Genomic DNA, 24,892 nt, shown 5'->3' on the forward strand with positions numbered 1-24,892 from the left:
TACCAGCACAATTGAACATTGAAATACTTAGTACCACTTACGCATTAGTCTTTAGCTAATGTGTTCCTCTTTTTTACTCTTAACGAATTTAAGACTTCTAACATAAAGTTAAATGTATACAACAAAAAGCTTTTCAAAAGAAGAAACTGCAATGTCAAAAATGACATTGCAGTTCCTCAAAATTATTCATCTATAAAAGTAACTTTGAAGGTCGAACCTTCTCCAAGTCTACTATTTATGTTGATTCGTCCGTTATGGGCTTCGACAATATGTTTAGTTATTGATAAACCTAAACCTGTACCGCCAGAATCTCTACTTCTCGCTTTATCTACTCTGTAGAAACGTTCAAAGATATGTTTTTGATCCTTGGCGCTAATACCAATTCCGAAATCTTGAATTTCTAAATTAACCTTTTTACCCTCTCTAAATACTCGTACAATAACCTTATTGTCCTCAAGAGAATAATTAATCGCATTTGAAAGTAAGTTAGTAATAACTTGAGCAATTTTATTTTCATGAGCTTCTATTATGACATCTTTTTCAATTTCAGGTTGAATTTCAATATTTTTATTTATAGCTTGAGTCTGCAAGTTATCAATCGTATTATAAGCTAATTCAGATAAATTCATATAGTTCGTTTCAATCTCGGTTTGTTGTTCGATATGCGATAAATCCAATAAATCCATAACTAACGATTCTATTCTATTAGATTCTTTCAAAATGATGTTCAAGAACATATCAAGAGATTGCTCATCATTTTTAGCACCTTCAATAAGCGTCTCCGCAAAACCTTTAATAGAAGTAATTGGTGTTTTCAATTCATGTGACACATTAGCCACAAACTCTCTTCTAAGATTTTCTAATTTTTGAAGGTTAGTAATATCATGAAGTACGACAACCATACCTTGTAATTTCTTCTTAGATTTGGACAAAATTGGGACACATGATACATCAAAGTATTTAGTATGTACATTATTTATGTCTACTTCAATTTGATCATAGATTACCTTCTCAGTTCTAAAGCTTTCTATTATTAGCTTCTCAATACTATCATCTATAAAACCAATATAATTCTTATTTTCAACCTGTTGATCCGGACTAAATACTTCATAGTAAGCATGGTTCGCAACAACTATTTCGCCATGTTTATCAATCATTAAAACAGAACTTGGAATATTCTCAAGTGTTGTTTTCAAACGATTTGATTGTATTTTTTGACTATTGTTCAATTTCTGCAATCTTCTGGCTAGCTCATTCGTTGTTACAAAAAGTGCTCGTGTTTCCTTAACATTACTTTCAGGAACACGAACATGATAATAACCATCTGCCAATAATGATGTTGCATACGTCACTTCATTAATAGGTCTTATATATGTTCGATTGATACTTCTACTAGCTAAGTAAACTGTGAATAACACTATGACGCCTATTATAGAAAGGTATTTCCACATTTCTCTTTGTAAATCTATGATTTCATCATTAATTCCACTTATGTATACGGTTTTGTTACCTATATTATCTTTAAAAGTATAGCGTGTACCGATATTAGTTTTTTTAGTAATTAAGTTAGAAGGATTGGCTGCATTATCAATTCTACTATCTATCTTTTTACTATCACCTGATGAAAAAATGATGTGTCCATCAGCTTCGTTTTTTATAACAACGATATTTTGTTGATTATCAGCAAGGTTGTCAATCTCTTCACCTTTTTTATGATTTAGTAAATTGACATAATTATGTGCTTCATTTCTTAATTCATTGATTTGATTGCTAGTTAAAGTTTGATAAATTGTGTTGTGAATAATTGCACCTAAACCAATAAAACTAATTATTGTTATAGTACTAATTAATAATAATAGACGATGATGAAACTTTAGCATTAAGCTTTAGGTCTCTCCAATTTATAACCTAATCCTCGCACTGTTTTAATTAATTTAGGTTGTTTTGGATTCTCTTCCAATTTATCTCTTAAATGACTAATATGTACATCGACGATTCGAGAGTCGCCAGCAAATTCATAATTCCAAACTGAATTGAGCATATGCTCTCGTGTAATGACACGGCCTTGTCTTTCAATTAAGTATAATAATAATTCGAATTCTTTAGGAGTTAACTCTAATAATTCTTCATCTTTATATACTTCAAAGAATTCAGGACGTATACGAATAGAGTCGATGATGATGTCTTCCTCATCTGTGTCCTCTTTCTCAATTTCATTAACAAACTTAGAACGTCTTAAAATAGCCTTAACTCTTGCAACCACTTCTCTAGGTGAAAATGGCTTTGTCATGTAATCGTCAGCACCTAGTTCAAGTCCTAAAACACGATCAAACTCATCATCTTTTGCGGTTAACATTAAAATAGGTACTAAATTTTTGTCAGATCGAATTGATTTACACACCTCAATACCATCCTTCTTAGGTAACATGACGTCCAATACAATAAGTTCAGGTTGCTCTTCTTCAACCTTTTTTAATGCTTCCTCGCCGTCATACGCGACTTCAACTATGTATCCTGCTGTTTCTAAATTATACTTTAGTAAGGTCACGATTGATTGTTCATCATCAACCACTAATACTTTTTGTGACATGGTGTGCCTCCCTATTTTGTTATTACAATTTCATTATAACTGAAGTTCAAATAAAAATAACATAGCTACACATCAATTTTACATAAACTTAACAAAACAAATATATTTGCACATATATTAAGAAAATATTTGTTTAATATTGTCTTAACATTAATTAACCTATCATCTTTTGAAGTAAAAAGATAATGATAACTTACATTTTTACATAATCTTTAAAAAAAGGGTTGGCTTTCGCCAACCCAACAAAGATTAGTATCTTATTTATTTTTAAATCTAATTTAGTTTACTTTAAGTTTTTAATTAACTCGTCAGCGAACTCTGAAGTTGAAACTTCTTCAGCGCCATCCATTAAACGAGCAAAATCGTAAGTTACAATTTTAGAAGCGATAGTTGCTTCAATTGAATCAGTGATTTTATCAGCAGCTTCTTGCCAACCTAAGTGTTCTAACATTAGAACTGAACTTAAAATTTCTGATGATGGATTAACTTTATTTAATCCAGCGTATTTTGGAGCTGTACCATGAGTTGCTTCAAAGATAGCGTGGCCTGTTTCGTAGTTAATATTAGCACCTGGAGCGATACCAATACCGCCAACTTGTGCAGCTAAAGCATCTGAAATGTAGTCACCATTTAAGTTCATAGTTGCTACTACATCATGTTCAGCTGGACGAGTTAAGATTTGTTGTAAGAAGATATCAGCAATTGAATCTTTGATAATAATTTTGCCTTCTTTTTCAGCTTTATCTTGAGCTTCATTTGCTGCATCTTTACCTTCTTTTTCAACAATTTCATCATATTGTTGCCAAGTAAATACTTTATCACCAAATTCATTATGAGCTAAGTCATAACCCCATTGTTTGAATGAACCTTCAGTGAATTTCATAATGTTACCTTTATGCACTAAAGTCACAGATTTACGATTGTTATCTAAAGCATATTGAATAGCTGCTCTAACAAGACGTTCTGTACCTTCTTTAGATACAGGTTTAATACCAATACCTGAAGTTTCTGGGAAGCGGATGTTAGTAGCTCCCATCTCATTTTGTAAGAAATCAATTACTTTTTTAACTTCTGAAGTTCCTTCTTTAAATTCAATACCTGCGTAGATATCTTCAGTGTTTTCACGGAAAATAACCATATCTACATCTTCAGGACGTTTAACTGGAGATGGTACACCTTGGAACCAACGAACAGGACGTAAGCAAGTAAATAAATCTAATTCTTGTCTTAAAGCAACATTTAGTGAACGGATCCCGCCACCAATTGGCGTAGTTAAAGGTCCTTTAACAGCGATTAAATATTCTTTAATCGTGTCTAAAGTTTCTTGAGGTAACCATTCTCCTGTTTCATCATAAGCTTTTTGTCCAGCTAAAACTTCTTTCCATTCAATACGTTTTTCGCCGTTGTAAGCTTTTTCTACTGCTGCATCAATAACGCGACTTGCAGCTTTCCAAATATCTGGTCCAATTCCATCACCAATAATAAATGGAATAATTGGTTCGTTTGGTACATTTAAACCTTCATTAGTTTGAGTAATTTTTTCTGCTGACATAAATCTAACCTCCAAGTATATTTAAACTTTCACTAAATACTATATGTTATTTTATTATCTTTCTTCAATAGGAACATATTTACGATCTTTCTCACCAATATATTGAGCTCTTGGTCTCATAATTCTGTTGTCTCGATATTGTTCTAATATATGAGCAATCCAACCAGAAGTACGACTTACTGCAAAGATTGGTGTAAATAAATCATGAGGAATGTTCATACTGTGATAAACAGTTGCACTGAAGAAATCAACATTTGGAATTAAGCCTTTTTCATCTTTCATACGCTTTTCAATAGCTAATGAAATATCAAATAATTCGCTTTGACCAGTTTCTTCAGTAATTTTACGGCTCATTTCACGTAAATATTTAGCACGTGGATCACCATCTTTATATACACGGTGACCAAAGCCCATTACTTTATCTTTATTAGCGAATCTCTCATCAAGGTAACTATCAACATTATCAGTACTACCTACTTCTTTTAACATTGCCATTACACGTTCATTTGCACCACCGTGTAGAGGCCCTTTTAATGAACCTACAGCAGCAACAATACCTGAATACATATCAGATAGTGATGAAACAGCACAACGAGCAGTGAATGCAGATGCGTTTAATTCATGATCGGCATGTAAAATTAAAGCTTTATTGAATGCTTCAACTTCAATGTCAGTTGGAAGTTCGCCTCTTAACATGTATAAGAAGTTCGCTGCATAACTTAATTCTGAATTAGGTTTAACAGGTTCTTTCCCTTCTCTTACTCTTGCGAAAGCCGTAACTAATGAAGCAATTTTTGCTTGAATACGAATTGCTCTTTCATACTTTTTATCTTCAGATTCAACTTCAGCATCTGGATCGAAATGAGCAATATAAGATACAGATGTACGTAACGCTGTCATAGGATGAACATCATCAGTTACATACTCTTCAAAGTGTTTATAAACTCTTTCGTTTAGAGTCATAAACTCAAATAATTTTTCTTTCAATTCTTTTAATTCTTCTTTATTTGGAAGTCTATAATTCCAAAGTAAGAAAATAATTTCTTCGAATTGGGCATTTTCTGCGAGATCATCAATATCATAGCCCGCATATGTCAATTGACTGTCAATTATTGAGCTGATCTTAGTTTCAGCTGCAATAACCCCTTCTAAACCTCTTTGTAATTCTGCCATGATAAATTTCCCCTTTACTATTTCTTTATGAAATGGCTTTCACCTAGTATTATAGCTAAATTCAAACAATTTGTGAAACATTATAAATAACTTTAAACATGTAAAAATGGTATATTAGCTTGACCTTAATGTATGTTAACATCTTTAAAAGAGCGTGAAATTAAACTTTACATAGTATATAACTCATCAAATTTCAAAAATATTGTGATGTTTTCGTTTAGTTATCAAGAATGATTACAAAATATAAATATACATTTTAGTGAATTTTCACACTTTTTTGCGAAAAGAATTGTATAAATAGCCTTATAAGTGCATAATATAAATATCTTATAGTAAGGGAGATGTCTTATGGCTGAAAATTTACAAAGAGAATTGAGCAATCGTCATGTTCAATTAATCGCCATTGGAGGCGCTATAGGAACGGGGTTATTCCTTGGTGCCGGTCAAACAATTGCAATGACGGGTCCCTCAATATTGCTTACCTATATCATTATAGGATTTATGTTATTCATGTTTATGCGTGGATTGGGAGAAATTATAATTCAAAACACTAATTTTAAATCATTTGCGGATGTTACTAATAAATACATAGGACCATTTGCTGGATTTATTACAGGGTGGACATATTGGTTATGTTGGATTATTACTGGTATGGCTGAAGTTACAGCGGTAGCTAAATATGTTAGTTTTTGGTTCCCTGAAATACCTAATTGGATTAGTGCTTTATTTTGTGTATTAATCTTAATGTCATTTAACCTACTAAGCGCCAAATTATTTGGTGAATTAGAATTTTGGTTTGCAATCATTAAAATTGCCACAATTATTGCTTTAATCGTTGTAGGTATTGTCATGATTCTTTTTGCTTTCAAAACACAATTCGGACATACAAGTTTAACTAATTTATACAACCATGGAATATTCCCTAAAGGGGCTTCAGGGTTCTTCATGTCATTCCAGATGGCACTATTTTCATTCGTAGGAATCGAAATGATTGGTGTTACTGCTGGAGAGACGAAAGATCCTGAACAAACTATACCAAAGGCAATCAATAGTGTACCTATTAGAATATTAATTTTCTATGTTGGGGCATTAGCAGTAATTATGTCAATCATTCCTTGGTACAAAGTTGATCCAGATAACAGCCCTTTCGTTAAATTATTCGCTTTAATTGGAGTACCATTTGCAGCTGGAATAATTAACTTTGTGGTTTTAACTGCTGCTGCATCATCATGTAATAGTGGTATCTTTTCAAATAGTAGAATGCTGTACGGACTATCTAATCAAGAACAAGCTCCACCAGCCTTCTCTAAAACCAACAAAAACGGTGTACCACACACAGCTATTATAGCTTCATCAGCATTATTGCTAATTGCAGCGTTGTTAAATTATATTTTCCCTGACGCTACTAAGGTATTTACTTATGTTACAACTATTTCAACTGTACTATTTTTAGTTGTATGGGCATTGATTATTATTGCTTATATCAATTACAGTAGAAATAATCCAGAGTTACATAAAAAGGCAACTTATAAATTACCTGGTGGTCTATATATGGGATATGCAATATTAATTTTCTTCATTTTTGTCTTCGGCTTATTATTTGTAAATGTCGATACTAGAAGAGCTATCTATTTAACACCTATTTGGTTTATTATTTTAGGTCTCATGTATTTACGATACAAAAAGGTAAGCAAACACGCGTAATAATAATAATTAATACCAGCGTTAGAATTGAAATGTCTAACGCTGGTATTTTTTTATCACCATTCAAGTTTTAAAACACAAAAACTGAGACATTATAAATAATGCCTCAGTCATGTAAAATTATATTTAAATTAAATTATAGTACGTTAGCGTAGCCTTCAAAGATTTTTCCTTGAGCTGCATCAACAGTAACTAACATATCGTTCTTAATTTCTTTAGTAGCTTTTTCAACACCAACTACTGTTGGAATACCTTTTTCTAAACCAACGATTGCACTTGGTGAAGTGATACCGTTCTCTTCAGTAATTAAACCAATAGCATTTTCGACATAAGGTACTAATGTTTCATCAACAGAGTTAGTAACAATGACTTTATCAGATAAATCTTTACCCTCTAAGTCACTTGCACTATCAGCAACAATAGCATGGCCTACTATTGATCCACGACCTACGCCTTGGCCACGAGCAATTTCATCACCTACTAAGTGAATTTTCATCATGTTTGTTGTACCTTTTTCACCAGTAGGTACACCTGCAGTAATAATGATTAAGTCTCCATTAGAAACTCTACCAGTCTCAACTGCAGTTGCTACTGCATTATTGAGTAATGCATCAGTGTTTTTACGTCCTTCTTTAACTACAGGATTAACGCCCCAAACAATCGCACATTGACGTGCAGTTTCTTCACTAGGAGTAACAGCGATAATATCAGAGTGTGGACGATATTTTGAAATCGTACGTGCAGTTGATCCACTCTCTGTTGCAGCAACAATTGCTTTAACATTTAAATTAAGCGCTGTATGTGCTACAGAAACACCAATGGCATTAACAAGAGATGTTTCAACTAACTTAGTACGGTCAGATAATAATTTTTTATAATCTTGCGCTGCTTCAGCTGAAACTGCGATATTTCTCATCGTTTTAACTGCTTCTTCTGGGTATAATCCCGCTGCAGTTTCACCTGATAACATAACTGCATCAGTACCATCATAAATGGCATTAGCAACGTCACTTGCTTCCGCACGAGTTGCACGAGGATTACGTTGCATTGAATCTAACATTTGAGTTGCAGTAATAACTGGTTTACCTAATTTATTACATTTTCTAATTAAATCTTTTTGAACCATAGGTACTTTTTCTGGTGGTATTTCAACACCCATGTCACCACGAGCAACCATTAAACCATCAGAAACTTCTAATATTTCGTCAATATTATCGATACCTTCTTGGTTTTCAATTTTAGGGAAAATTGTGATATGAGCTTTTTCTTCTTCAAGAATTTGGCGAATATCTAAAACATCACTAGGACGTCTTACGAAACTTGCTGCGATAAAATCAACATTTTCTTTGATACCAAAGCGGATATCATCAGCATCTTTATCAGTGATACCTGGTAAATTAACTTTTACTCCTGGTAAGTTAACACCTTTTTTATTTTTTAATTCTCCTGTATTTAAGATATCACATTTAACTTCGCCTTTATCTTTATTAATTTCTTTAACTTGTAGTTCAACTAAACCGTCATCTAATAAGATATAAGAACCTTCATTTACATCGTTAATTAAGTCTTCATAAGTAACTGAGAATTTCTCAGGAGTACCTTCAACTTCATTCATACTTACAATAACTTCTTTACCTTTTTCTAATTCAATAACGCCATCTTTCATATTATGCGTACGAATTTCAGGCCCTTTAGTATCTAATAATAGTGCAACAGTTTTATCTAAACGTTTAGCAACTTTACGTATTGTATCAATTCTTGCTTTATGTTCTTCATGACTACCATGAGAGAAGTTTAAACGCGCAACGTTCATACCCGCGTTAATTAATTTTTCAAGCATTTCTTCCGATTCAGAAGCTGGTCCTATAGTACATACAATTTTAGTCTTTCTCATTATATAATCCTCCCATAATTTATATTGATAATTCTTTAGCTAATTGATACATATCTTTATCAAATTTATGATTACTTTCTCCAAAGATATCATCAAATGGTGTAGCAGTTAATTGATTATTTTTAATACCCACACCTTTAGCAGTTTCACCTTGTTTAAGTAATTCTACAGCGTGTCCACCTAACCTTGAAGCCAACACACGGTCAGCTCCAGAAGGGCTTCCTCCACGCTGAATATGACCTAAAACTGATACTCGAGTATCAATATTGATGTATTTCATTAATTCATCAGCACATTCTTGGCCACTCATACATCCTTCAGCGACCATAACGATAGAATGTTTCTTACCTCTTTTTATACCCTGTTCAATTTTTTCTGCAACATCTTTAATGTCTGTATGAACTTCAGGTACTACAATCGTCTCTGCGCCAACAGACAATCCTGCCCATAACGCTAAATCACCACAGTCTCGACCCATTACTTCTACTATAAAAGTACGAGCATGACTTGATGCAGTATCTCTAATTTTATCGACCGATTCAATAATTGTATTCAAAGCAGTGTCAAAACCTATAGTGAAATCTGTACCATTAATATCATTATCAATAGTACCAGGTATTCCAATAGTTTGAATTTCCTTACATTCTTCACTAATACGTTGAGCACCGCGATAACTACCATCGCCCCCAATGACAACTAAGCCTTCAATACCACGTTTACGAAGGTTTTCAATACCTTTCTTACGCACATCTTCTTCTTTAAATTGAGGGCACCTAGCTGAAAATAGGAACGTACCTCCACGTTGAATTGTATCCCCTACAGAGCCTAATTCAAGCTTGTGAATATCATCGTCAAGTAAACCTTGGTAACCATGATAAATCCCATAAACTTCAATATTATTGTAAATTGCTGTACGAACGACTGCTCGAACTGCAGCATTCATACCTGGTGAATCTCCACCGCTAGTTAAAACTGCAATTTTTTTCATGACGACATACCTTTCTTTAACTAGATTTATCTTTAACTCTAAATTACCACAATTTATTTTACTGTTCCATCAAAAGAAAGCCTTTCAACGGATGTAAACGTTTTAAATAATGAATTTTTTCTAAAATCATAAAAAAGAGCTAATAGCCTTTAATCAAGACAATTAACTCTTAATAATTTATTCTACAACTGATCCTATATGTCTAAATTTCTCGAAACGATCATTAGCTAAATCTTCACCAGATTTTTGGTTCAATTCATTTAGGTGTTTCACAAAAACTTCTTTAATTGTTGAAGCTTGTGATTCTATATCTTTATGAGCACCACCTAAAGGTTCATTAATCACTTCATCAACAATATTTAAACCTTTAAGATCATTAGCTGTAATTTTCATAGTTTCAGCAGCAATTTTAGCTAAATTACTATCTTTCCAAAGTAAAGCAGCAGCGCCTTCAGGTGAAATAACTGAATAAGTACTATTCTCAAGCATAAGTACTTTATTAGATATACCTATACCAAGCGCACCACCACTACCGCCTTCACCAATAACGATTGCGATAACAGGGACTGTCAGTGATGCCATTTCAATTAGATTTTTAGCTATTGATTCACTCTGACCACGTTCTTCAGCTGCTTTACCTGGATAAGCACCTTTTGTATCAATAAAAGTAAAGATCGGACGGTTAAACTTTTCAGCTTGTTTCATTAAACGAAGAGCTTTACGATATCCCTCTGGATGAGCCATTCCAAAATTACGATAAATGTTATCTTTTGTATCTTTACCACGTTGCTGGCCGACTACAGTGACAGCTTGTCCGTTTAGATAACCAATTCCACCAATCATGGCAGGGTCATCTCTATAATTTCTATCTCCATGAAGCTCAATAAATGAGTCGAAAATATAAGGTATATAATCCAAAGTAGTTGGACGTTCTTGTAAGCGAGCAATCTGTACACGATCCCAAGGCTTCAAATTGGTATAAACTTTTTTAGTTTCTCTCTCAAGCGACGCTTCAAGCATATCTATTTCTTCTTGTAGATCAACTTCATTTTTCTCTTGAGATTCTTTTAACGATTCAATTTTATTTCTTATTTCAAAAAGTGGCTTTTCAAAATCTAACATTATTTACTCACCTCTTGATGGATATTTAAGATATTAGAAAGCGTTTCTTTCATATCTTTACGATGAATAACTTTATCTAATTGACCATGCTCTAATAAAAATTCAGCCGTTTGGAAGTCATCAGGTAACTTTTCATTAATAGTTTGTTCAATGACACGTCTACCAGCAAAACCTATAAGCGCTTTAGGTTCACTTAAATTAATATCTCCTACTGAAGCAAAACTTGCAGAAACCCCTCCAGTTGTCGGGTTAGTTATATATGAGATATATAATAAGCCTGCATCAGAATGACGTTTAAGTGATACACTTGTTTTTCCCATTTGCATAAGTGAAATAATGCCTTCTTGCATTCTGGCACCACCACTTGCTGAAAAGAGAATAAATGGTAGACGGTGTTCAGTACAGTAATCTATAATTCTGCAGATTTTTTCACCTACTACTGATCCCATGCTTCCCATTCTAAAACGGGCATCCATTACGGCCACTCCATATTTAATACCATCAAGTTCAGAAGTACCAGTAACTACAGCTTCATTTAATCCTGTCTTTTGTTGATCTTTCTCTACCTTTTCAATGTAGCCAGGGAAATCTAATGGATTCGCAGAGGTCATGCCCTTGTCGAATTCTACAAATGTCCCTTCATCTGAAATAGCTTCAATTCTCTTATGTGCAGTGAGTGCGATGTGGTGATCACAATTGAAGCACACATTTAGATTTTCAGCTAATTCTTTAGTGTACATAATTTTTTTACACTTTGGGCATTTAGTCATAATCCCAGCTGGCACATCATTTTGTTTAGAATCTTGAACTGTTAAATATTTCTTTTTCTTACTTCGATTAAAAAAATCTTTAAACATTGGTAAACCTCCAAATAACCTCTGTTACTACCATTTTTTAAATTTCCTGATTCAATATGCTCATGAAAAAACTATATTGTAACTAGCATATAAATCAACTTCAAAATTATTTTAAATCTGTCACTTTCATTGTTTTATCATAAATATCTTGAGGGTTAACTTCGATTCTTGCAACCCCTGATTCCATAGCAGCTTTGGCTACGCTTCTAGCAACAGATGGCGCAACTCTTTTATCAAAAGGTCCAGGAATACAATAATCAGGATTAAGTTCATCCTCTTCAATTAAGTCTGCAATTGCTTCTACAGCCGCTTTTTTCATATCTTCATTGATGTGAGTTGCTTCAACATCTAATGCACCTCTAAAAATGCCAGGGAAAGCTAAGACATTATTAATTTGGTTAGGAAAATCTGAACGTCCTGTACCAATGACTTTAGCACCTGCTTCTTTAGCATCATCAGGTTTGATTTCAGGGTTAGGATTTGCCATAGCAAAGATAATTGGATCATCTGCCATGCTCTTAACCATATCTTTAGTTAATAAGTCTGCTACAGATACACCAATAAATACATCTGCATCTTTAATAACTTCTTCTAAAGAACCATCGATTTTATCTTTGTTTGTCCAGTTAGCAACATAAGCTTTAGTATCATTCATACCATGTTGTCGCCCTTCATAAATAGCTCTTTTAGAGTCGCACATAATCATGTCTCTAACACCATAAGAATATAAAAGTTTTACAATAGCAATTCCAGCAGCTCCAGCTCCATTTAGTACAACTTTAATATCTGATAAATCTTTATCAACAATTCTTAAAGCATTGATTAAACCAGCCATAGTAACAATTGCTGTACCATGTTGATCGTCATGGAATACTGGGATATTAGTTTCTTTTTTCAATGTTTCCTCTATTTCAAAACATCTCGGTGCTGAAATATCTTCAAGATTAATACCACCATAATTAGGCTGTAGTAATTTCACAGTATTAACAATTTCATCAGTGTCTGTCGTATCTAATGCAATAGGTACGCCGTTGATACCAGCAAAGCTTTTAAACAATACCGCTTTACCTTCCATAACAGGAATGCTAGCTTCTGCTCCAATATTACCTAAACCAAGAACAGCAGTCCCATCAGTTACCACTGCTACAGTGTTTGCCTTTATTGTATAATCATAAACTTTTCTTGAATCTTCATGAATCTCCTTACAAGGTTCAGCAACACCAGGTGAATAAGCTAAACTAAGTTCTTCTTTATTAGTTACTTTTATATTTGGTGTAATTTCTAATTTACCTTGATTCTCTTTGTGCATCTCTAATGCATCGTCTCTTAAAGACATGAAATCAACCCCTATTTTAAATAATTTTAAAGTTAAAAAATAACTGTACTTATTAGATAAAAATCGTGAATGTTGAATCTAGTATTTCTAATATTTAAAAACACAATATACTTCATTTTAAGAATAGTTAGAAACGCATCTCATATGTAAATGAATACGTTAATTTAAATAATTCTTCGTGATACTATTCTTATTTATTAAAATTATTTTTTCTTTCGATTATAAGTTAAACAGTGTATAACCAAAACAAAAAATAATTACAAAGAAAAACTGATGGTTATTATCTTAACCATCAGTTAACTATACCATAGTTTAAAAATTGATAAAAGTTATATAAACCTAATATCACTAGGTTTTACAGACTCGATAAGTTGATAAATTGTCTCATCATCTTTATTTATATATCCTAAGTGTTTTATATCATTATTTTGTTCATTAAACGAACTAATCTCTAAAATGTTATTTTTCTCAATTGGTGTGTCTACTATCATTTCTTGCAACTTATCTGAAATCAATTGCGTATCACGTAGAATCACTTTTTTAGATGCTTTAATCTTTTGATTTTTAAATTCATTCACTTCAATGATCTGATTTATAATAAGTTGTAGTTGTTGATTTCTTTTTTCAAATTTACCGATGACTATATACATTTCTTCATTAGATATTGAAGTTTCATATTTCTTGAATTTATCAGGAAATATCACACCGTCCATTAACAACATTCCATCATTAAGGGTTACGAAGGCCATGTTCTGTCCATTCTTAGTTCTTATTTGTTTAATTGCATCAAATTGTACTAATATAGGTTGGTGATTTTGAGCATTACCTAATTTATAAATTCCTAAGTATTGCTTTTTATCAAATTCTTTCTCAACCGGATGTTTAGATATGTAGAAGCCTAAATACTCTTTTTCATAATCACTAAGCATTTTATCAGGTAACTCTTCTTTATCTTCATAAGCTTGTTTCGGAGTTAATATGTCGAAAAGCATATCATCCTGCTCGACATCAGAGGCTGTATCTAAAACTTGATCAATAGTTTGTAATAGAGTAGCTCTATTTTTACCAAAATGATCAAACGCACCAACTAAAATTAAATCTTCTAATAATTTTCTACTTTTAACCCTTTTAGGAATTCTTCGTGTAAAATCAAAAAAATCTTTAAACTTGCCATTATTATATCTTTCATCAACAATCGTTTTAACACTCTGGTATCCTACACCTTTTATAGCTCCTAGAGATAAATAAATACCTTTTGAAGTTGCTTTATAATACCAATGACTTTCATTGATATTAGGTGGTAAAATATTTAATTTTTGATGCTTCGCTTCATCTATAATGGCAGAAGTTTTCTTTTCACTACCTATAACATTACTTAGAATATTGGCATAGAAATAGTTTGGATAATACACTTTTAAATAACTCATAATGTAGGCTATTTTAGAATAGCTCACTGCGTGCGCTCTAGGGAAACCGTAATCAGCAAATTTAAGTATTAAGTCAAAAATTTGTTTACTTATTTGTTCGTTGTATCCATTTTGTTTGGCGCCATTAACAAAGTGTTGACGTTCATTTTCTAATACTGCACGATTCTTCTTACTCATAGCTCTTCGTAAGATATCCGCTTCACCATAACTAAAGTTAGCGAATTTACTTGCAATTTGCATTATTTGCTCTTGATAAATAATGACACCATACGTACTTTTTAAAATGGATTCTAAATCATTATGCAAATATTCTACTTTTGAAGGGTCATGTCTACGAGTAATATATGTTGGTATCTCTTCCATAGGTCCTGGACGATATAGAGATGTTACGGCAACAATATCCTCAAAATGCTCTGGTTGAAGTCTTTTTAGCACACTTCTAACGCCTTCTGATTCTAGTTGGAAAATACCTGTAGTATCACCTTGAGATAAAAGTTTAAAAACATTTTTATCATCAAATGGAATCGCTTCGACATCTATATCAACATCTAAATCTTTCTTAACTTGATTAACTATTTGATGAATAATAGATAAGTTACGTAAACCTAAAAAATCGATTTTTAATAAACCAATACGTTCCGCTTCTGTCATAGTCCATTGTGTTAATAAACCTGTATCACCCAATGTAAGTGGCGCGTATTTATATAAAGGTTGATCGTTAATAATAATTCCTGCTGCATGTGTTGATGTATGTCTAGGTAAGCCTTCTAATTTTTTACTCATTTCAAACCATAGTTCATTTCGGTGGTTTCGGTGAACAAAAGACTTAAAGTCCTCTTCTTGATATGCTTTATCTAGAGTAATCCCCAACTTGTGAGGAATTAATTTAGATATCTCATTTAAAGTCGTTTCATCAAAGCCCATAATTCTTCCGACATCACGCCCAACTGCTCTAGCAAGTAAATGACCAAATGTAACAATACCAGAAACATGGAGTTCACCATATTTTTCTTGAACATATTGAATCACTTTTTCACGTCTTGTATCTTCAAAGTCAATATCTATATCAGGCATAGTTACCCTCTCTGGATTTAAAAATCTTTCAAAGAGTAGGTTAAATTTAATTGGATCGGTAGTTGTTATTTCTAATAAATAACTGACTAATGAACCAGCTGAAGAACCACGACCAGGTCCAACCATTACGTCATGTGTTTTAGCGTAATGTATAAGGTCACTAACTATAAGGAAATAATCTTCAAATCCCATTTTAGTTATAATTTCATATTCATGCTTAAGTCGATTTAAATACTGATCGTTATTTAAATTCCAATCATTTAATTTACGAATTAATACTGACCATAGATAATCTTTTGAAACTTCTCCATCAGGTGTGACATATTGAGGCAGTAACGATTGATGATATACCAATTCAGCTTTACATAAGTCTACGATGTCTTCAGTATTTTGTTTTATTTTCTCATCGATTTCTAACTCTTCAAATTCCTTCTGATCAGGAAAATGCTCACCAAAATCTTTACTATCGTTAATAATATCTAATTTAGAATTATCTTTGATGGCTTGTAAAGCAGAAATGGTATCAGCGTCTTCTCTATTCAAATATCTTGCTGACTTAAGCCATACTTTTTTTCTATTAACAATATCATTACTCGTATGATTGATATAAACATGTATTTTATCATTAAATGCTTCAATAATTTGTTTGTGAGTATTATCAATATCTTTGAAGATAATAATTAGATTTTTATCGTAACGTTTTAGCCATTCTAAAGGTACTTCCTCTTTTTCTTTCATCTTAATTGCAGAAGAAAGTTGATATAGCGCTTTTAACCCTTCATTATTTTGAGCTAATACGACTGTTTCAACTGTATATAAACCATCAGTTAATGTTATCGTCATGCCAAAAATCGGATGAATATCTTTTGCTATACACGCATCATAAAACTTAGGAAAGCCATATAAAACATGGGTATCTGTAATTGCAAGCGCACGATAACCTTCATTTTTAGCTTTATTGACCACATCTTCAATTTTCAAACTTGCGTTCAATAAATCGTATGCAGTATGAATATTTAAATGCGCAACCATGTTTGTATACTCCTTCCAGTTATTTAATCTTTTGTTTTAATGCATTAGCTAGATTATCAAATTCAGCCCAACTATATACAGAGACACCTGAAGCATTCGGATGTCCACCACCACCAAAATCATTTGCTACATCATTAATAGTGATTTTACCCTTTGAACGAATTCGACATCTAATTTGGTCTCCTTCATCTACACCAAACATCCAAATTTTCAAACCTTGAATATCAGCTATAGTATTTACAAATTGAGATGCTTCATTAGGTTGAATATTATATTCCTCTAAAATATCGCGAGTTATTTTAACCTGACAATAACCCACATTGTCTAATTCGAAATTCTGTAAAATGTAACCTTGGAAAGGTAAAAGTTTAGGATCTTTCTCTGACATTTTATTTAGTTCTGCATTAGGGTCAAAAGGAAAGGCAATTAATTTACTAGCCACTTCCATTGTGTGCGGAGTGGTATTGTTAAATAAGAATCTTCCTGTATCTCCCACAATGCCCAAATATAATACACGTGCAGTTTTTTCGTCTATAATACGCTCATCGTTAAAATGTGTAATAAAATCATAGATAATTTCACTTGTCGAAGACGCCTCTGTACTCACATAATTAATGTCGCCATATTGGTCTATCGCTGGATGATGGTCTATCTTCAATACTTTTAAACCATTCTGATAACGTTGGTCGTCAATACGCGGAGAATTTGCAGTGTCACAAACGATCACCAATGCTTCTTTATAAACTTCATCTGAAATTTCATCAAAAGTACCTATAAATTCTAAAGATGGTTCATTTTCTCCGACTGCATAAATATGCTTATTTGGATATTTAGCCTCTAAATAATATTTAAGTCCTAATTGTGATCCATAAGCGTCAGGGTCTGGTCTAACATGACGATGGATGATGATCGTATCGTTTTGTTCAATTTCTTGCATCATATCATTCATAATATTCTTCATTTTAAATTACTCCCTTAAAATACTCATTTATTGCTCAAAAGCCTTCAAACATTTGACAAATTACTAATGCGTTTGCAACCTTTTCTTTATTATTAATCATTGTTACTTCTAACTTAGCAAAATTTCTACCAACATCTAGCATTTCATAATGAACATCGATGGATGATTCAATAGGTACAGTTTTGATATAAACTATATTTAAGTTTTCAATCATTACATTACCTTTTTTGTACTTTCTCATCTCATGTCTAATCGTTTCTTCGATAATGCCCACAAATACTGCTTTACTTAATGTGCCATAATGATTTGTTACTAAAGGAGAAACATCAACAGTAATTCCATTTGAATTAATCGTAATATGCTTAGCAATTTGATCATTAATTGTATCACCAATTTGCGGCTGTCTTCCTAAAAGTTGCATTGACTTCAATACATCCTGTCTATTAATTACACCAATAGCTTTTTTATTATTATTAGTTACAGGCAGTAATTCAATGCCTTCCCATATCATCATATGCGCACAACTAGCCACTGTATTGGTAAGCTTTACACTAAGAGGATTACGTGTCATTATTTTCCCTAACTCATCCTCTTCATTCATATTAATAATTTCTCTACTTGTAACTATTCCTACTAATTTAAAATCTTCATTCACTATAGGAAATCTAGTGTGCCCTGTATCATTTGCTAACTTTTTATAGTCATTAATTTTCATGTCATCAAATAATACTGATAACTCATTAATAGGTTTGACAATATCCTCTACGACAAGAATTTCTTTACGAATTTTTTGATTATACATTGCTCTATTAATAATATTAGCGACTAGAAATGTATCATAACTTGATGAAATAATGGGCAGTTCGTGCTCATTTGCATATTCAACGACTTCTTTAGAAGGCTGAAATCCACCAGTTATTAATATTGCAGTGTCTCGTTTTAAGGCTTCCATTTGAACATCTGCACGGTTTCCGACTATAAGCAATGTGTGACTTCCAATATATTTTAAAATATCTTGAAGTTCCATTGCTCCTATCGCAAATTTGGATACAGTTTTCCCTAATCCCTTCTTACCACCTAAAATTTGACCTTCAACAATGTTAGCAATTTCATTAAATGTTAAATTGTCTATATTATCCCTATTACGTTTCTCAATTCTTACTGTACCTACACGATCAATTGTAGCAACAATGCCAAGTTGACCTGCATCTTTAATTGCTCTATATGCTGTACCTTCAGAAACATCTAAAACTTTTGCAATCTTTCTAACAGAAATTTTAGAACCTACAGATAGTGATTCAATGTAATTTAAAATTTGCTCGTGTTTAGTCATCAAGTTACCTCTTTATTTCTATTGAACAGTGATAGCATTATTATAACTTTTAACCTCAAAAAAATCATGGCACAACTTCACTTAAAGTAAATTGAAATTCAAAACGATATACATAATTACTTTTTTATTTAATTTTGAATAGAAAAATGAATTTAAATGGAAATTCCATTAAAACTCTATTAAAATAAAGTTGAGGAGGGATGTACTTATGTATAAACATATTTTACTTGGTGTAGACACTCAATTAAAAAATGAAAAAGCATTAAAAGAAGTGTCTCATTTAGCTGGTAAAGATACAGTTGTAACTATTCTAAATGCTATTAATGAACAAGATGCTCAAGCTTCTATCAAAGCAGGAGTTCACTTGGATGAACTAACTGAAGAAAGAAGCGAACGTTTAGAGAAAACAAGAAAAGCATTAGAGGACTACGGTATTGATTATGATCAAATCATTGTTAGAGGAAATCCTAAAGAAGAGTTATTGAAACATGCTAATAGTGGTAAATATGAAATTGTTGTTTTAAGTAACCGTAAAGCTGAAGATAAAAAGAAATTTGTACTCGGTAGCGTAAGTCATAAAGTAGCTAAACGAGCTACAATCCCTGTATTAATCGTTAAATAATTAATAGAAATTCCCGATTCTTCTTAAAAAGTTTAAGAATCGGGAATTTTTTATAAACATTAAATTATTCAAAACATCAAATTAAAATTCAACTGATTGACCTGGCTCTAGAATTTGAACTTCACCTACATTAACAGCATCCTTAAACTGATTTGGGTCCTGTTCGATTAATGGGAAAGTATTGTAATGAATTGGTACACTGATTTGCGGTTTAATTAATTCATTTATCGCATAACTTGCGTCATCAATGCCCATTGTAAAGTTATCTCCAATAGGTACGAAGCATACATCAACAGGATGTCTATCTGCAATTAATTTCATATCACTAAATAAGCCAGTATCTCCTGTGTGATAAATCGTTTTACCTTCAGCTTCGATAACAACTCCCATTGGCATACCTAAATATACTGGAATACCATCTTCATGTGTAAAACTAGAGCTGTGGAAAGCTTGAACAAATTTTACAGTACCAAAATCGAATTTAGCTTTACCACCGATATTCATACCATGTACATTTTCAACACCGTGATAAGTTGATAAGTAACCTTGTAATTCCGCAGAACCAATAACTACAGCGTGGTTTCTGTTCGCTAGTTCAACTACATCACCAAAATGATCTTCATGTCCATGAGTTAAAATAATGTAGTCTACATCTAAAGTTTGTTCATCTAAATCGCATTTGTCATTTCCAGAAATAAAAGGATCGACAATTACTTTTTTACCATTTCCTTCAAAATAGATTGTTGATTGACCATGAAATGAAAGTTTCATTTATATAGCCCTCCTCAAATTTTATCTGTAATCATTATACCCTAGCTACTCCCTCTTATAACACTGTATATCAAAATGACTACAAACATGTTTTTCATGATTCGATTTTTGAAAACTAAGACTATTTAGAATAAAATTAAATTACATCAATACTATGGAGGCAAATTAAAATGACTAAAATAGATGAAATCATTAAAGTCTTACAACAACAAAATGCAGATGCAGCCTGGATTACGACGCCACTTAATATTTACTACTTTACTGGATACCGTAGTGAACCTCATGAACGTTTATTTGCCCTACTTATTCAAGCTGATGGGGAGCCAGTACTATTTTGTCCAAAAATGGAAGTAGAAGAAGTAAAAGCTTCTCCATATGAGGGAAAAATTATTGGTTACCTAGATACTCAAATCCCCTTTGATTTATATCCTCAAACGTTTACTACATTACTGATTGAAAGTGAACATTTGACTGTTAAACGTCAACGTGAATTATCTCAAGCTTTCAATGTACAAGTTTATAGTGATATAGATCAATCTATTAAAGATTTAAGAAACATAAAATCCTATGAAGAAGTAACTAAAATTAAGAAAGCCGCTGAATTAGCTGATAAGTGTATAGAAATCGGCGTCGCTTATTTAAAAGAAGGTGTTGAAGAACGAGATGTCGTGAATCATATTGAAAATGAAATAAAAAAATATGGTGTTAACGAAATGAGTTTTGACACTATGGTACTATTCGGGGATCATGCTGCTTCTTCTCACGGAACACCTGGTAATAGAAAGTTACAACAAAATGAGTATGTTTTATTTGATTTAGGTGTTGTTTACGAGCATTATTGTAGTGATATGACGAGGACGGTAAAATTTGGTAACCCTAGCGAAGATGCTCAAAATATTTATAAAACCGTATTGAAAGCTGAGCAATCTGCGATTGAGGCTATCAAACCTGGAGTAATGATTAAAGACATTGATAAAAATGCTCGAGATATTATTAGCGAAGCGGGATACGGCGACTATTTCCCTCATCGATTAGGCCACGGCTTAGGATTAGAAGAACACGAATATCAAGACGTTTCCAGTGCCAATGAGAACCCTTTAGAAGCGGGAATGGTGATAACTATAGAACCAGGCATTTATGTCCCTGATGTTGCAGGTGTTAGAATCGAAGACGATATTCTAGTGACTGAAAATGGATATGAAATCCTTACAAAATATCAAAAATAATAATTTAAGCATAATAAAACTCGGCTAAGTTAGTACCTAGCCGAGTTTCTTTTTAATTATTGATTAAGCGCATCTTCAACAGAAGTATATTCTAAGTTAAACGCTTCAGCTACACCCTTATTCGTAACATGACCTTTGTAAGTATTTAATCCTAAGGATAACGCATGATTTGATTTAAACGCTTCACGATAACCTTTATTAGCTAAAGTTTGCGCAAATGGTAATGTAGCATTATTTAAAGCTAATGTTGATGTACGTGGTACAGCGCCAGGCATATTAGCCACAGCATAGTGAACAACACCATGTTTTGTATAAGTAGGATCGTCATGTGTAGTAATTTTATCAGTTGTCTCGAAAATACCACCTTGGTCAATAGCGATATCTACTATCACTGATCCTGCTTTCATTTGCTTAATCATATCTTCAGTGACTAAGTTTGGAGCTTTAGCACCTGGAATAAGTACAGCACCAATAACTAAGTCACTATCTTTAACGAACATTTCAATATTTAGTGGATTGGACATAATTGTATGTACCCTTCCATTAAATAAGTCATCAAGTTCTTGTAAACGTTTTGGATTAACATCAAGCACAGTGACATCAGCGCCTAAGCCTAAAGCAATCTTAGCTGCGTTAGTACCGGCTTGACCTCCACCTATAATTGTTACTTTCCCTTTAGGTACACCTGGTACGCCACCGAGTAATATTCCCATGCCGCCGTTAACTTTTTGTAAGAACTCAGCTCCGATTTGAGTTGACATTCTTCCGGCAACTTCGCTCATAGGTGATAATAATGGTAATGATTTATCAGGTAATTGCACTGTTTCGTATGCAATACCAATAACTTTATTATCTACTAAAGCTTGAGTTAATTTTTCTTCATTAGCTAAATGTAAATAAGTGAAGAGAATTAACCCCTCTTTAAAGAATTGATATTCAGATTCTAATGGTTCTTTAACTTTGACTACCATATCTACATCCCATATTTTCGCCTGTTCAGATACGATCTCTGCTCCAGCTTCTTTGTAGTCAACGTCTTCAAAATATGAACCTAGTCCTGCGTTTGTTTCAACAAAGACTGTATGTCCTTGCTCTACAAGTGCATGTACGCCACTTGGTGATAAACTCACTCTGTTCTCGTTATTTTTTATCTCCTTTGGAATACCAATTTTCATTCCATCCACCTCCTCTTACATCCTAACGCGAAAGTATTGAAAGCGCAATCATAAAAAATACACAAATTTGTAATTATTGATAATTAAATATTCTGTCAATTATGTTAAAATAGAGTTAAGAAACATGAAGGGGGCACGAGCGATGATTACGTATAAAAATATTTTAATCGCAGTCGACGGTTCACACGAAGCAGAATGGGCTTTTAATAAAGCTGTAGGAGTTGCTAAACGTAACGATGCAAAATTAACAATTGTAAATGTAATCGATTCAAGAACATACTCTTCTTATGAAGTCTATGATGCTCAGTTCACTGAGAAATCTAAACATTTTTCTGAGGAGTTACTTAAAGGTTATAAAGAAGTAGCTTCAAATGCAGGAGTAAAAAATGTAGAAACACGTTTAGAATTTGGCTCACCTAAAGCGATTATCCCTAAAAAATTAGCACATGAAGTAGGTGCTGATTTAATCATGAGTGGTACTTCAGGTTTAAATGCTGTAGAACGTTTTATTGTAGGTTCAGTATCAGAAGCAATCGTACGCCACGCGCCATGTGATGTTTTAGTTGTACGTACAGAAGAAATTCCTGAAGATTTCCAACCACAAGTAGCTACGCCTAGATTACGTGAAAGATATCAAGATTAAATTTAATATTTAAAAGTAAGAATATATTCATTTAATAGCCTATCAACGTCATTATAAAAGTCGTTGATAGGCTTTCTTAATTTTATTTCTCTCTCTAGTTAAAAATTAAAAATCGCATAACCATTCATATGGTTATGCGATCACAAGTTATACTTTTACCTATTAATCAATTATTAGTTTCAGTGTTAACACTTTGTTCTTCGGATGATTCCTCTTTTAGTCCACCATATTTGATAACGTCACGAGAAATCATAACTTCCTCGTCAGTTGGTACAACCAATACTTTTACTGGGGAATGAGGATAGTTAATATACCCTTCATCTCCGTGAAGACTCTCATTTTTCTTCGGATCCCAATATACACCCATAAATTCAAGTCCCTCTAGAACTTTACCTCGAATAATATGAGAATTTTCTCCTATACCAGCTGTGAATACAATTACATCAACGCCATGCATTCTAGCCGCATAAGAGCCAATGTATTTATGAATCTTCGATGCAAATAAATCAAGTGCTACACGTGCACGATGACGTCCGTGTTTAGCTTCTTCAGTTAAGTCTCGTAAATCACTTGACGTACCAGTTAAACCTAGTAAACCGGATTCTTTATTCAAAATATTTAATACTTCGTCTGCATTTTTACCAGTCTTTTCCATAATAAACGGAATCAACGCTGGGTCTAGATTACCTGAACGTGTACCCATTGTAACACCTGCTAATGGAGTGAAACCCATAGATGTATCAATTGATTCTCCGCCATCAATCGCAGCTATTGACGCACCATTACCAATGTGACAAGAAATAATTCTTAAATCTTCGATCGGTCTTCCTAAAATGTCTGCCGCTCTTCTAGATACATACTTATGACTTGTACCATGGAAGCCATATTTACGAATGCCATAATCTTCATAATAATGATAAGGTAAACTGTATAAATAAGCTTGTTCAGGCATTGTTTGGTGGAAAGATGTATCAAATACAGCTACATGAGGAATATTTGGTAATAACTTTTTAAAAGCTCTTATTCCCATTAAATTAGCTGGGTTATGCAGTGGAGCTAACTCACTTAACTCCTCAATTTGAGTCTCTACCTCATCCGTTACAACTACTGATTTTGGAAATTTCTCTCCCCCATGCACTACACGGTGACCTGTTCCTTCAATTTCATTGATATCTTCAATCATGTGATGTTCTTTAAAGCTTTCTAACATAATATTAACTGCTTCTTCATGATCATTTATATCTCTAACGTCAGTAAGCTTTTCCCCTTCAACTACAATCGTGAAAATAGAATCGCTTAAACCAATACGCTCGATGACGCCTTTGGTTACTAACTTTTCTTCCGGCATTCTGATTAACTGGAATTTCAAAGATGAACTACCAGCATTTACCGCCAAAATTAATTTTGACATA

The 24,892-nt window shown here is 32.9% G+C and carries 19 protein-coding genes; 4 read left to right on the forward strand and 15 right to left on the reverse strand.

Annotated elements, in window-relative coordinates; all coding sequences use genetic code 11:
* Positions 1 to 182: 182 nt before the first annotated feature.
* The 4 genes from pnpS to HMPREF2706_RS04425 form a co-directional block, all read right to left on the reverse strand.
* Positions 183 to 1,880: a two-component system histidine kinase PnpS gene (pnpS, locus tag HMPREF2706_RS04410; RefSeq protein WP_023350122.1), complete on the reverse strand. Its 1,698-nt coding sequence runs from the start codon at positions 1,878 to 1,880 to the stop codon at positions 183 to 185.
* Positions 1,880 to 2,590 carry a response regulator transcription factor gene (locus HMPREF2706_RS04415; RefSeq protein WP_002434702.1) on the reverse strand — a complete coding sequence of 237 codons (711 nt, stop codon included), beginning with the start codon at positions 2,588 to 2,590 and terminating at the stop codon, positions 1,880 to 1,882. The genes pnpS and HMPREF2706_RS04415 overlap by 1 nt, the downstream gene beginning before the upstream one ends.
* Before the next feature lie 283 nt (positions 2,591 to 2,873).
* Entirely contained in the window at positions 2,874 to 4,142 is a 1,269-nt protein-coding gene (gene icd / locus HMPREF2706_RS04420; protein WP_023350121.1) for an NADP-dependent isocitrate dehydrogenase, read from the reverse strand.
* A gap of 54 nt (positions 4,143 to 4,196) precedes the next feature.
* Complete coding sequence (locus HMPREF2706_RS04425) at positions 4,197 to 5,315, reverse strand: citrate synthase (protein ID WP_070862214.1); 1,119 nt, start codon at positions 5,313 to 5,315, stop codon at positions 4,197 to 4,199.
* Between the two features lie 348 nt (positions 5,316 to 5,663).
* Here HMPREF2706_RS04425 and HMPREF2706_RS04430 point away from each other — a divergent pair, with 348 nt between their 5' ends.
* Entirely contained in the window at positions 5,664 to 7,019 is a 1,356-nt protein-coding gene (locus HMPREF2706_RS04430; RefSeq protein WP_023350119.1) for an amino acid permease, read from the forward strand.
* A 136-nt stretch (positions 7,020 to 7,155) separates the two neighbouring features.
* Here the strand turns inward: HMPREF2706_RS04430 and pyk are convergent, their stop codons facing one another.
* The 8 genes from pyk to HMPREF2706_RS04470 all read right to left on the reverse strand — a co-directional run bounded on the left by pyk (position 7,156) and on the right by HMPREF2706_RS04470 (position 19,043).
* A complete protein-coding gene (gene pyk, locus HMPREF2706_RS04435) occupies positions 7,156 to 8,913 on the reverse strand; it encodes a pyruvate kinase (RefSeq protein ID WP_049427461.1) in 1,758 nt (585 codons plus the stop codon).
* A gap of 19 nt (positions 8,914 to 8,932) precedes the next feature.
* Positions 8,933 to 9,901: a 6-phosphofructokinase gene (gene pfkA / locus HMPREF2706_RS04440; protein ID WP_002434701.1), complete on the reverse strand. Its 969-nt coding sequence runs from the start codon at positions 9,899 to 9,901 to the stop codon at positions 8,933 to 8,935.
* Positions 9,902 to 10,078: 177 nt separating this feature from the next.
* Positions 10,079 to 11,023 carry an acetyl-CoA carboxylase carboxyltransferase subunit alpha gene (locus HMPREF2706_RS04445; protein ID WP_002434660.1) on the reverse strand — a complete coding sequence of 315 codons (945 nt, stop codon included), beginning with the start codon at positions 11,021 to 11,023 and terminating at the stop codon, positions 10,079 to 10,081.
* Positions 11,023 to 11,880, reverse strand: coding sequence for an acetyl-CoA carboxylase, carboxyltransferase subunit beta (gene accD / locus HMPREF2706_RS04450; RefSeq protein WP_002434776.1), 858 nt, complete (start codon positions 11,878 to 11,880; stop codon positions 11,023 to 11,025). Before accD ends, HMPREF2706_RS04445 begins: the two co-directional genes overlap by 1 nt.
* A gap of 106 nt (positions 11,881 to 11,986) precedes the next feature.
* On the reverse strand, positions 11,987 to 13,216 hold the full coding sequence (locus tag HMPREF2706_RS04455) for an NADP-dependent malic enzyme (protein WP_070862215.1): 1,230 nt from the start codon (positions 13,214 to 13,216) through the stop codon (positions 11,987 to 11,989).
* Positions 13,217 to 13,545: 329 nt separating this feature from the next.
* Positions 13,546 to 16,749 carry a DNA polymerase III subunit alpha gene (locus HMPREF2706_RS04460; protein ID WP_049427454.1) on the reverse strand — a complete coding sequence of 1,068 codons (3,204 nt, stop codon included), beginning with the start codon at positions 16,747 to 16,749 and terminating at the stop codon, positions 13,546 to 13,548.
* Positions 16,750 to 16,768: 19 nt separating this feature from the next.
* Complete coding sequence (locus HMPREF2706_RS04465) at positions 16,769 to 17,710, reverse strand: DHH family phosphoesterase (RefSeq protein ID WP_049427452.1); 942 nt, start codon at positions 17,708 to 17,710, stop codon at positions 16,769 to 16,771.
* A gap of 34 nt (positions 17,711 to 17,744) precedes the next feature.
* Entirely contained in the window at positions 17,745 to 19,043 is a 1,299-nt protein-coding gene (locus HMPREF2706_RS04470) for a DRTGG domain-containing protein (RefSeq protein WP_049427451.1), read from the reverse strand.
* Between the two features lie 208 nt (positions 19,044 to 19,251).
* Here HMPREF2706_RS04470 and HMPREF2706_RS04475 point away from each other — a divergent pair, with 208 nt between their 5' ends.
* The gene (locus HMPREF2706_RS04475; RefSeq protein ID WP_002434753.1) at positions 19,252 to 19,665 is read left to right on the forward strand and encodes a universal stress protein; all 414 of its coding nucleotides are present in this window, start codon (positions 19,252 to 19,254) and stop codon (positions 19,663 to 19,665) included.
* 81 nt (positions 19,666 to 19,746) lie between these two features.
* Here the strand turns inward: HMPREF2706_RS04475 and HMPREF2706_RS04480 are convergent, their stop codons facing one another.
* Positions 19,747 to 20,436 (reverse strand): metal-dependent hydrolase, encoded by a 690-nt coding sequence (locus HMPREF2706_RS04480; protein WP_023350114.1) that lies wholly within the window; start codon positions 20,434 to 20,436, stop codon positions 19,747 to 19,749.
* Positions 20,437 to 20,606: 170 nt separating this feature from the next.
* Here HMPREF2706_RS04480 and HMPREF2706_RS04485 point away from each other — a divergent pair, with 170 nt between their 5' ends.
* The gene (locus tag HMPREF2706_RS04485; RefSeq protein WP_070862216.1) at positions 20,607 to 21,662 is read left to right on the forward strand and encodes a M24 family metallopeptidase; all 1,056 of its coding nucleotides are present in this window, start codon (positions 20,607 to 20,609) and stop codon (positions 21,660 to 21,662) included.
* A gap of 56 nt (positions 21,663 to 21,718) precedes the next feature.
* Here HMPREF2706_RS04485 and ald read toward each other — a convergent pair whose 3' ends face one another.
* Entirely contained in the window at positions 21,719 to 22,837 is a 1,119-nt protein-coding gene (ald, locus tag HMPREF2706_RS04490; RefSeq protein ID WP_002469674.1) for an alanine dehydrogenase, read from the reverse strand.
* Between the two features lie 142 nt (positions 22,838 to 22,979).
* Between ald and HMPREF2706_RS04495 the strand changes: the two genes are divergently transcribed.
* Positions 22,980 to 23,480 (forward strand): universal stress protein, encoded by a 501-nt coding sequence (locus HMPREF2706_RS04495; RefSeq protein ID WP_002434800.1) that lies wholly within the window; start codon positions 22,980 to 22,982, stop codon positions 23,478 to 23,480.
* A 166-nt stretch (positions 23,481 to 23,646) separates the two neighbouring features.
* On the opposite strand, the gene HMPREF2706_RS04500 is transcribed toward HMPREF2706_RS04495, so the two are convergent.
* On the reverse strand, positions 23,647 to 24,891 hold the full coding sequence (locus HMPREF2706_RS04500; protein ID WP_002434682.1) for an acetate kinase: 1,245 nt from the start codon (positions 24,889 to 24,891) through the stop codon (positions 23,647 to 23,649).
* Between the last annotated feature and the right edge of the window lies 1 nt (position 24,892).

This window comes from Staphylococcus sp. HMSC067F07 (assembly GCF_001837405.1).
GTDB classification, from domain to species: Bacteria; Bacillota; Bacilli; order Staphylococcales; family Staphylococcaceae; genus Staphylococcus; species Staphylococcus capitis.

Excerpts from the sequence above, each read along its gene's own strand:
- pnpS (WP_023350122.1), bottom strand. The coding sequence starts at position 1,880 with ATGCTAAAGTTTCATCATCGTCTATTATTATTAATTAGTACTATAACA.
- HMPREF2706_RS04415 (WP_002434702.1), bottom strand. The coding sequence starts at position 2,590 with ATGTCACAAAAAGTATTAGTGGTTGATGATGAACAATCAATCGTGACC.
- icd (WP_023350121.1), bottom strand. The coding sequence starts at position 4,142 with ATGTCAGCAGAAAAAATTACTCAAACTAATGAAGGTTTAAATGTACCA.
- HMPREF2706_RS04425 (WP_070862214.1), bottom strand. The coding sequence starts at position 5,315 with ATGGCAGAATTACAAAGAGGTTTAGAAGGGGTTATTGCAGCTGAAACT.
- HMPREF2706_RS04430 (WP_023350119.1), top strand. The coding sequence starts at position 5,664 with ATGGCTGAAAATTTACAAAGAGAATTGAGCAATCGTCATGTTCAATTA.
- pyk (WP_049427461.1), bottom strand. The coding sequence starts at position 8,913 with ATGAGAAAGACTAAAATTGTATGTACTATAGGACCAGCTTCTGAATCG.
- pfkA (WP_002434701.1), bottom strand. The coding sequence starts at position 9,901 with ATGAAAAAAATTGCAGTTTTAACTAGCGGTGGAGATTCACCAGGTATG.
- HMPREF2706_RS04445 (WP_002434660.1), bottom strand. The coding sequence starts at position 11,023 with ATGTTAGATTTTGAAAAGCCACTTTTTGAAATAAGAAATAAAATTGAA.
- accD (WP_002434776.1), bottom strand. The coding sequence starts at position 11,880 with ATGTTTAAAGATTTTTTTAATCGAAGTAAGAAAAAGAAATATTTAACA.
- HMPREF2706_RS04455 (WP_070862215.1), bottom strand. The coding sequence starts at position 13,216 with ATGTCTTTAAGAGACGATGCATTAGAGATGCACAAAGAGAATCAAGGT.
- HMPREF2706_RS04460 (WP_049427454.1), bottom strand. The coding sequence starts at position 16,749 with ATGGTTGCGCATTTAAATATTCATACTGCATACGATTTATTGAACGCA.
- HMPREF2706_RS04465 (WP_049427452.1), bottom strand. The coding sequence starts at position 17,710 with ATGAAGAATATTATGAATGATATGATGCAAGAAATTGAACAAAACGAT.
- HMPREF2706_RS04470 (WP_049427451.1), bottom strand. The coding sequence starts at position 19,043 with ATGACTAAACACGAGCAAATTTTAAATTACATTGAATCACTATCTGTA.
- HMPREF2706_RS04475 (WP_002434753.1), top strand. The coding sequence starts at position 19,252 with ATGTATAAACATATTTTACTTGGTGTAGACACTCAATTAAAAAATGAA.
- HMPREF2706_RS04480 (WP_023350114.1), bottom strand. The coding sequence starts at position 20,436 with ATGAAACTTTCATTTCATGGTCAATCAACAATCTATTTTGAAGGAAAT.
- HMPREF2706_RS04485 (WP_070862216.1), top strand. The coding sequence starts at position 20,607 with ATGACTAAAATAGATGAAATCATTAAAGTCTTACAACAACAAAATGCA.
- ald (WP_002469674.1), bottom strand. The coding sequence starts at position 22,837 with ATGAAAATTGGTATTCCAAAGGAGATAAAAAATAACGAGAACAGAGTG.
- HMPREF2706_RS04495 (WP_002434800.1), top strand. The coding sequence starts at position 22,980 with ATGATTACGTATAAAAATATTTTAATCGCAGTCGACGGTTCACACGAA.
- HMPREF2706_RS04500 (WP_002434682.1), bottom strand. The coding sequence starts at position 24,891 with ATGTCAAAATTAATTTTGGCGGTAAATGCTGGTAGTTCATCTTTGAAA.